Genomic DNA, 8,184 nt, shown 5'->3' with positions numbered 1-8,184 from the left:
GACTTTGTGGGTTGTTGCTGTAGGACTTGTTTATTTGGTGATTTGTTTATCTGGACTTTGACTGCTGGCTGGAGACTGCCTACTGCTGACTGAGGACTGTTTTTTACTATCTCTGCTAAAAAGCCCGAGATTGTTGCGGTCATACCTCCCTCACAATGACGATTTTATGGGTTGTCGTTGTAAGAATTGTTTATTTGTTTATTTGGTTATCCATACGGACAAGTTTTGTTTATCTGTTTATTTGGAATTTGACTGCGAACTGTTGACTGTTTTTTACTGCCGACTGGAGACTGCCGACTGCGGACTCGTAATTTGTTTATTCGTAACACATAACTTTTAGTTTTTAGTTTTTACCTTTTAGTTTTCAACTCTAAGTACTTTAGGCACTCTAGGCACTTTAAGTACTTCTTCTTGTTTATTCGGAATTTGACTGTGGACTGGAGACTGTGGACTATTCTTGACTGCCGACTTCTTTCCTTACCGACTTTTTAAATTCTCACATTCAGCCAAAATCGTTGTTCTCACAAGCTATCCAATTATATTTTATTTACCACTCAACATTTCATACTTTCAATATTTTCAAATAAGATTATCTTTTAAAAAAATTTTATTATTTTAGAGGCTTAAATTTTATGTAAAGAAAACTATTAAATCAGTATTTTAGAAATTTTTCACCATAATAATATTTAGATAAGTTATGCCCAAAAAAGAAAAGAAAGATAATGATTTTACTGACTTCAAACATGTTGCAATAGCTGGCAACATTGGATCGGGGAAAACAACTTTAACAAAACTTTTAGCAAAACATTACAAATGGGAACCGCATTTTGAAGAAGTTGACAACAATCCATATATTGATGATTTTTATAAAGACATGCGTCTCTGGTCGTTCCACATGCAAATTTATTATTTAAACAACAGATTCCAGCAAATTGTTAAAATCAGAGAAGGAAATAAATCTATAATTCAGGATAGAACAATTTATGAGGATGCGTATATTTTTGCTCCTAACCTACACGCTATGGGGCTAATGAGCAAAAGAGATTTTCAAAATTATCTTGATCTTTTTGAAACTATTGAACATTTTATTAAACCACCGGACCTTTTAATTTATCTCAGAGCAACAATTCCTGCACTGGTAAATCAAATCCAGAAAAGAGGTAGAGAATTTGAAGATTCTTTAAGACTTGATTACTTAAAAAAACTCAATCAAAGATATGAATCTTGGATTGACGAATATACAAAAAACAAAAATTCCAAATTACTAATTATTGATGTTGACAAATACAACTTTGCTGATAACCCTGAAGACCTTGGAAAAATTATTGACAAAATAAATGTTGAAAGAACAGGATTGTTCAATCTTTCTTAAATTACAAATCAAAAAATGAAAGTTGCTTTAAATAAAATAATATTTGTTTTTACAATATTGTTATTTTCTCAAACATTATTTTCTCAAAATGGCAATTATATTAAAACACATTGGATATATCAATATTCAAACATGTCGAATAGAGGTGATTTTTTTAACCGAAATTTATCATTTGAAAACACTTATCGTTCAGCCTATGGATTTAGTTATGTTTTAAACTCCACCGATATTTTCGGTATAGAATTAGGGTTTAAATATTCAAAATTAGGACAAAAATATTCCGGTAGTATAAATGATGATTTCAACACAAAAGATACAACAGACCCTTTGGATTTTAGCTCAGAAATAGAACTTTCTTATATTCAAATTCCCTTTTTATTTTGCTTCAATTCACGATTAGAAGATGAAAATGTTTATCTTACAATATCGGGTGGGTTACAGCTAGATATTCTTGTTGATGCAAAAATGAATATTGACCCCTACCCTGATATTCCTGCTGATAATATTATTGATATAAAAAATCTTTTCAGAAAAACAAATGCATCCTTCGTTACAAATGCAATTTTTAATTTTAAAATTTTTGAAAATATATTTATAAATACAGGTTTTCAAATGATTAGAACGATAGGTGATGTTGAAAATAAAAATTTCGTTTTTGATAGCAATAAACATCCTGTTGAGTATTATTTTCCTGTAAGCGTAAAAAAAGATTATTTACCTGACATTTCAAAACGTGATGCTACAAAGCATACTAATTATGGTTTTATTCTAGGCGTTTCGTATATGTTTAAAGAAATCAAGTAATTACAAAATAAATCCAATTTTAGGATATGGAAAATGTAAAACAACTTTCAGTAGTAATAATAACAAAAAATGAGGAAAAAAATATTGAGAGATGCCTTAGGTCAGTATTGCCAATTGCTGATGACATTGTTATTGTTGACTCATGCTCAACAGATAAAACAAAAGAGCTAAGTGAAAGATTCAAAGTACGATTTTTTGAAAAAGAATGGAAAGGCTTTGCAAAAACAAAAAATGAAGCAAACAAATTAGCAAAATACGATTGGATATTTTCTATTGATGCAGATGAAGTATTATCTACTGAATTACAAAGTTCTATACTTAAAGAAAAAAAATCCGAAGAAATATTTTATTATAAAATAAACAGGCTTACAAACTATTGCGGAAAATGGATTAAATACTCAGGCTGGTATCCTGATAAAAAGTTACGTTTTTTTAATAGAAAACATACAAAATGGGTAGGAGAATATGTTCATGAAAAACTGGAAACCAAAGGCATAATACCAGAAATAAAACTATTGGATGGACATCTGTATCATTTTTCATTCAGCTCAATAGCACAACATATTGATACAATTAATCGTTTTAGTTCACTTTCTGCACAAGAACTATTTTCTAAAAAAATAAAAGCAAATTATTTCAAGCTACTTTTTGAACCAATTTATAAATTTTTAAAAATTTATTTTTTTAAAACTGCTTTTCGTGATGGGTTTTATGGTTTTGTCATTGCTGTTATTTCTGCTTATTCACGTTTTTTAAAACAATTAAAACTTTTTCATCTAGAACGTTCAAATAATTTATCTAAAAACAATTAGATGCAAATTGAAGATCTTTATAAAAAATTTCTTGAGACAAACAAAATTACTACCGATACACGTTCAGATGTCAGTGGTTCAATGTTTTTTGCTCTTAAAGGCACTAATTTTGATGCCAATAAATTTGCCATAAATGCAATTAACAAAGGAGCAAAATATGCTATTGTTGACGATAAAGCTCTCCCCAAAAATGATCATTTGATTTTTGTATCTGATAGTTTAAAAACACTTCAGGAGCTTGCAAAATATCATCGTAAAAATTTGAAATTACCAATAATAGGTATTACTGGTTCAAACGGGAAAACTACTACAAAAGAACTATTGGATATTGTTTTGAAGAAAAAATTTAGAAATTTTTCTACACACGGCAATCTCAACAATCACATTGGGCTACCATTAAGCATTTTGCAAATCACTAAGAAACATGAAATAGCAGTTTTAGAAATTGGAGCAAACCACAAAGGTGAAAATGAATTTCTCACAAATATTTGCCAACCTGATATAGGGCTTACAACAAACATTGGCAAAGATCATCTAGGAGAATTCGGTGGTTTTAAAGGCGTAATTGAGGCATACAAAGAATTTACTGATTATTTTATTGGCAAAAATGATAAACTGTTTTTTTTAAACAATGATGATACTAAGCTAATTAATCTTTGTAAGAATGTAAAAACAATTAGATTTGGCAAATGCAATTTACCAGCAGATATTTGCGGAAAAATAGTTGAAAAATCCTTCCCTTTGAAAATAATTATTTCAAATAATTCAAAATATTATAAATTTGAGAACTTTAAAATAAATACAAATTTTTTTGGTAATTATAACATTTACAATGTACTTGCCACTGTGAGCATAGCTTTGCATTTCAAACTTACAACAGCACAAATTAAGCAAGCTATAGAAAGTTATATTCCTAAAAACAATCGTTCGGAAATAATTTCGTGGGGAAGTAATAAAATAATTCTTGATGCGTATAATGCAAATCCAACAAGTATGCAATCAGTAATTAAAGATTTTGCAGAATTAAAACAAAAAAATAAAATAGTAATCCTTGGCAGTATGTTCGAACTAGGAAAATATTCAGAAAGTGAGCATAAAGAGATTATTGATTTATTAAAAACACTTAGCTTTATTAATATTATCCTTGTAGGAAAAGGATTTGAAGCATTTAAGGATTTAATCAAATGCAATTTTTTTCAAAACAGTATTGACCTAAGAAAATGGTTGCAAAAACAAAATTTTAATAATAATTATTTTTTAGTAAAAGGTTCTAGAGGAGAAAAATTAGAAAAATCCTTTATTGGATTAAAATAAAATACTATATTTCACTTTTTTTAAAAAGGCAATAACTCAATTATTTAGTAATGAACTATCAAGAAAAACAAAGCCATCTATCAAATTTAATTTCCCTAGCCTATGCTGATGGAATATTAAAAAAAGATGAAGAACAACTTTTGATTGACATTGGCAAAAAGATGGGAATCTCTGAAGAAGAGATACTTAAGAAACTCGCCAATCCTGTAAAACAGAAGTTTTTAATACCTGAAAAAGAAACAGTAAGATACCACCAATTATATGATTTTTTATCAATGATAATGATTGACGGAGACATTCATCCGAATGAAATTATAATTTTAAAAAAATATGCAAAACAATTAAAATTCAAAGAAGATATCGTTGACCCGTTGATTGATAAAACTAAAGAATACCTAAAAAAGGGATATAATTCAAATGCAATTCAATCAAATTTGAAAGACCTTATTAATAAAATTTATTAGTTATGTATCAAGCTGTAAAACGCTACCTAGAATCCAAAGAATGGAAATTCCAAGAAATTGAAGGCAAAACAATAATTCATTTTGGAGTAAATGCTAACAACGGCAAAATTGACTGTGTTGTTGATGTAAGAGAAGAAAAAAATCAACTGATATTTCTTTCATACTCAACAGTTCTAGCATTTAAAAATAAAACAAACGATATAGCTGAGTTTATTTCAAGAGTAAACTATGGTCTTGTAATTGGTGATTTTGAATTGAATTACGATACAGGAAAAATTCGATTTAAAACCAGTATGTTTTATGATGACCTTTTTGATATTTCAGAAAAACTTATTGAGAATATTATTATTACAAACTTATTTATGATGGATACTTACTTGCCCGGAATAATGAGTGTTTTATACGGTTCTTTATCTCCAATCAAAGCAATTGCAGAAATTGAAGGACCTGATGCTAATCTTGAGATTAATCTTAATTGAGGGAGGTTCTATAAATACATTTCTTTTAAGAAACAAAGATAATGAATAAGATGCAAGGCACAAATTTTTCTGAATAGCATTAGCTATTGAGAAAAATTTTAACGCAGTCAGATTGTTTATTATCTTTGTTCCCAAAGGGTTTTAAGAGTTTTTCATATACTTCTTCAAATTTTTTTACATTATCCCGATATTGCTTCAAAAATTTTCATTGTCTATAAAAAACTCTGAAAATCTTAATGCGAATGTATTTATAGAACCTCCCTTGAGATTATTTTTATGTAATGCATTGAATTTTACTAAAGGGAGGTTCTTATTTTGTAACCTTATTCATTATTTCAATAATTTCCTTTCTAAGTTCTACCAACTTTCTAATTCTACTATCCTTTTTTATTTGCAGGTAATTAAAAGTCCACAATGCTTTTAATTTAATAAACCAATTAAAATATTCAAATGCAAATAATCCTGTAATCGGAAGTAATGCGGCAAAAGCAAATTTTACCCAAAGAATCTCAGTAAAACTACGAAAAATCAATATCCATATTAAATAAAATATAGGGAAGGAAAAAAGATGAAGAGCATAGGTAAAAGAACTGTGAAATTGCAAATCTTTAATTTTTTTGGTTGCCAAAACAGGAATTTTGTAGGGTATATAATTGAAGATTGTTCCCCAAAGATAAAATGGTAATAAAAGCAACATTCCTATTAATCGGAAAAACAAATTAGATAATTTAATTTTCTTTTTTTCAAATAAGCAATTTTCTATTTTCAAATCAGAAACTCCTTTCCAATAGGTTACAACTTTTTTGCTTAACTCTTCCATTCCCTTTGCATCGCTTAAATTAAAATCATCAAGTTTTTTAATCATTGATTTATCAGCAACAAATTTAGAATGTAAATTTCCCTTTACCTCTTTAAATTTATTTTTATAAATATTTGAATAAATCTCCCTAAGATGCATGTATGTATCATAATATTCATCATTCTGAATATCGATCATTAGCTCACTTATTCTATCGTGTAACTCAGCTTTTAAGGCATTCATTCCTTTGTTTGCGTTTTCTTTATACAAATCAAAAAACTGAGAAACGTCAATCGGTTTGCCAAAATTGATAAACAATTTAGTTCGAAAAGCCGTATAGTTATCATAATCCAAACCAATGGGAACAACTTTTATATCTAATTTAAAATCAGTCGCCTCCTCTGCTTTAAAAACAATTCTGGAAATACCTTTTTTAAAAATTCTCAATTTTCTAAAACCAGCATGATTACCTTCAGGTAAAATTGCCAAGTATTTTTTATTCTTTAAAATCCTTACAGTATCATCAAAAACTTCGTCATTTTTTTTCAAAGATTCAGCACCATCTCTTATACGATAAATCGGTAAAATTTTTATAAGTGTCAGCACACTATCTATTATCGAATTCCCAAAGATGTCTGAACGAGCAAGATAAACAGGTTGTCCTTTAATATTAAAAATTACCGCAAGAGGGTCCATCAAGGCATTTTGATGATTTGAAGAAAAAATCAAAGCCTGATTTTTGGGAATATTTTCTTTCCCTGCAACTTCAATTTTTTTGTAAAAAATAAAATTATGAAAAAAGCCTGTATATATTTTCAACAAAGCATAACGAAATGACCATCTTGAAATATTTTTTCTACTCATAAAGCTTAAAATTTTAATTAAAACTTTTTAAAAATATTATTTATTTTTCATTGGAATTTTAGACCAGACACCTGCAATACCTAATCCTGCAAGAATATGCCAAATCCCCCACCATGCCGCAATAAATGCCATTCCGCCAATTGCTAATTCAGGAGGAAATATTTTTGGATTAAACAAAAGCACAAGTCCTAAACCCGAATTTTGAATTCCTGTTTCAATTGTAATTGATCTTTTATCAAAATTATTCAATAAAAAGAATGAAGCTATAGAATAGCCTGTTGATAAAGCTACTACATTATGTAACAAAACCAAAATAAAAATATATTTTATATTCGTAGCAAAATATTCATAATTATTCATAAAGGCTAAAATAACAATTGCTGCAAAAGTTACTATTGATATGGTTTTTACTGTTTTAACAATCCTCATAGTTGTTTTAGGAAATTTCCAATTAAAAAGCATTCCAAGAATTAATGGAATTCCAAGGAGAATAAAAACTGTTTGAAATACTTGACCTAAAGGAATTTCTAAAGGTTGTAACAAAGAAGTTGCATCAACTCTTGAAAGATGTTTAGTGTATAAGCCACCCCAAAAGGCAAAATTTAAGGGTGTCATAAATATTGAAGTTATTGTTGCAAAAGCAGTAAGACTAACTGACAATGCCACATTACCTTTGGCGAGTGAAGAAATAAAATTAGAAATATTTCCTCCCGGACAAGCTGCAATAAGTATCATTCCCATTGCCACAGTAGGAGTAATATACTCTTTCATTAAAATAACAACTAAAAATGTGATTGCAGGAAGAGCAATAAATTGAGAAAATATTCCAACAAAAGCAGATTTCGGAGCTTTAAATAATTTTTTAAAATGCTCAATTTTAATTTCTAAGGCAACACCAAACATAATTAATGCAAGGGTTATATTTAATACCATTAAACTACTTTGACTAAAATTGAGTCTTATTTCATCAAGGACTTTTAGATGTTCAAGCATAAAGTTAATTTTAATTAATAAAAGTTACTCTCTTTAGGGGGGTTCTATAAATACATTTCTTTTAAGAAACAAAGATAATGAATAAGATGCAAGGCACAAATTTTTCTGAATAGCCGTCCGCGTGTCGCTGAAGCTTTAGCGGAGGCACAAGCTATTGAGAAAAATCTTAATGCGAATGTATTTATAGAACCCCCCTTTAAAAAATCAGTTTAAAATAATTGCGGTAAAAATAGGAAAAAAAATCTTATTCGGTTTTTCTAAAAAAATATTACTAAGAAGATGA

General features: G+C 28.5%; 8 protein-coding genes. 6 read left to right on the top strand and 2 right to left on the bottom strand.

The genetic code is table 11. The features are described from left to right. Nucleotides 1-697 precede the first annotated feature (697 nt). The 6 genes from U9R42_12935 to U9R42_12910 are packed head-to-tail and all read left to right on the top strand — an operon-like array spanning nucleotide 698 to nucleotide 5,245. A complete protein-coding gene (locus U9R42_12935; GenBank protein MEA3496923.1) occupies nucleotides 698-1,372 on the top strand; it encodes a deoxynucleoside kinase in 675 nt (224 codons plus the stop codon). Between the two features lie 15 nt (nucleotides 1,373-1,387). After that, nucleotides 1,388-2,176: a hypothetical protein gene (locus U9R42_12930; protein ID MEA3496922.1), complete on the top strand. Its 789-nt coding sequence runs from the start codon at nucleotides 1,388-1,390 to the stop codon at nucleotides 2,174-2,176. 26 nt (nucleotides 2,177-2,202) lie between these two features. Then, nucleotides 2,203-2,988 (top strand): glycosyltransferase family 2 protein, encoded by a 786-nt coding sequence (locus tag U9R42_12925; GenBank protein ID MEA3496921.1) that lies wholly within the window; start codon nucleotides 2,203-2,205, stop codon nucleotides 2,986-2,988. Then, nucleotides 2,989-4,302, top strand: coding sequence for a UDP-N-acetylmuramoyl-tripeptide--D-alanyl-D-alanine ligase (gene murF, locus U9R42_12920; GenBank protein MEA3496920.1), 1,314 nt, complete (start codon nucleotides 2,989-2,991; stop codon nucleotides 4,300-4,302). A 50-nt stretch (nucleotides 4,303-4,352) separates the two neighbouring features. Further along, nucleotides 4,353-4,766, top strand: coding sequence for a hypothetical protein (locus U9R42_12915; GenBank protein MEA3496919.1), 414 nt, complete (start codon nucleotides 4,353-4,355; stop codon nucleotides 4,764-4,766). A gap of 2 nt (nucleotides 4,767-4,768) precedes the next feature. Further along, nucleotides 4,769-5,245 (top strand): YbjN domain-containing protein, encoded by a 477-nt coding sequence (locus tag U9R42_12910; protein MEA3496918.1) that lies wholly within the window; start codon nucleotides 4,769-4,771, stop codon nucleotides 5,243-5,245. Between the two features lie 310 nt (nucleotides 5,246-5,555). On the opposite strand, the gene U9R42_12905 is transcribed toward U9R42_12910, so the two are convergent. Next, nucleotides 5,556-6,908: a 1-acyl-sn-glycerol-3-phosphate acyltransferase gene (locus U9R42_12905; protein ID MEA3496917.1), complete on the bottom strand. Its 1,353-nt coding sequence runs from the start codon at nucleotides 6,906-6,908 to the stop codon at nucleotides 5,556-5,558. Nucleotides 6,909-6,944: 36 nt separating this feature from the next. Then, nucleotides 6,945-7,901 (bottom strand): bile acid:sodium symporter family protein, encoded by a 957-nt coding sequence (locus U9R42_12900; protein MEA3496916.1) that lies wholly within the window; start codon nucleotides 7,899-7,901, stop codon nucleotides 6,945-6,947. Nucleotides 7,902-8,184: the final 283 nt, after the last annotated feature.

It is taken from the genome of Bacteroidota bacterium (assembly GCA_034723125.1).
Lineage (GTDB): Bacteria > Bacteroidota > Bacteroidia > CAILMK01 > JAAYUY01 > JAYEOP01.
This window is presented reverse-complemented; position numbering and strand designations above follow the sequence as displayed.

Coding starts and splice junctions, on each gene's coding strand:
- U9R42_12935 (MEA3496923.1), top strand. CDS start 698: ATGCCCAAAAAAGAAAAGAAAGATAATGATTTTACTGACTTCAAACAT.
- U9R42_12930 (MEA3496922.1), top strand. CDS start 1,388: ATGAAAGTTGCTTTAAATAAAATAATATTTGTTTTTACAATATTGTTA.
- U9R42_12925 (MEA3496921.1), top strand. CDS start 2,203: ATGGAAAATGTAAAACAACTTTCAGTAGTAATAATAACAAAAAATGAG.
- murF (MEA3496920.1), top strand. CDS start 2,989: ATGCAAATTGAAGATCTTTATAAAAAATTTCTTGAGACAAACAAAATT.
- U9R42_12915 (MEA3496919.1), top strand. CDS start 4,353: ATGAACTATCAAGAAAAACAAAGCCATCTATCAAATTTAATTTCCCTA.
- U9R42_12910 (MEA3496918.1), top strand. CDS start 4,769: ATGTATCAAGCTGTAAAACGCTACCTAGAATCCAAAGAATGGAAATTC.
- U9R42_12905 (MEA3496917.1), bottom strand. CDS start 6,908: ATGAGTAGAAAAAATATTTCAAGATGGTCATTTCGTTATGCTTTGTTG.
- U9R42_12900 (MEA3496916.1), bottom strand. CDS start 7,901: ATGCTTGAACATCTAAAAGTCCTTGATGAAATAAGACTCAATTTTAGT.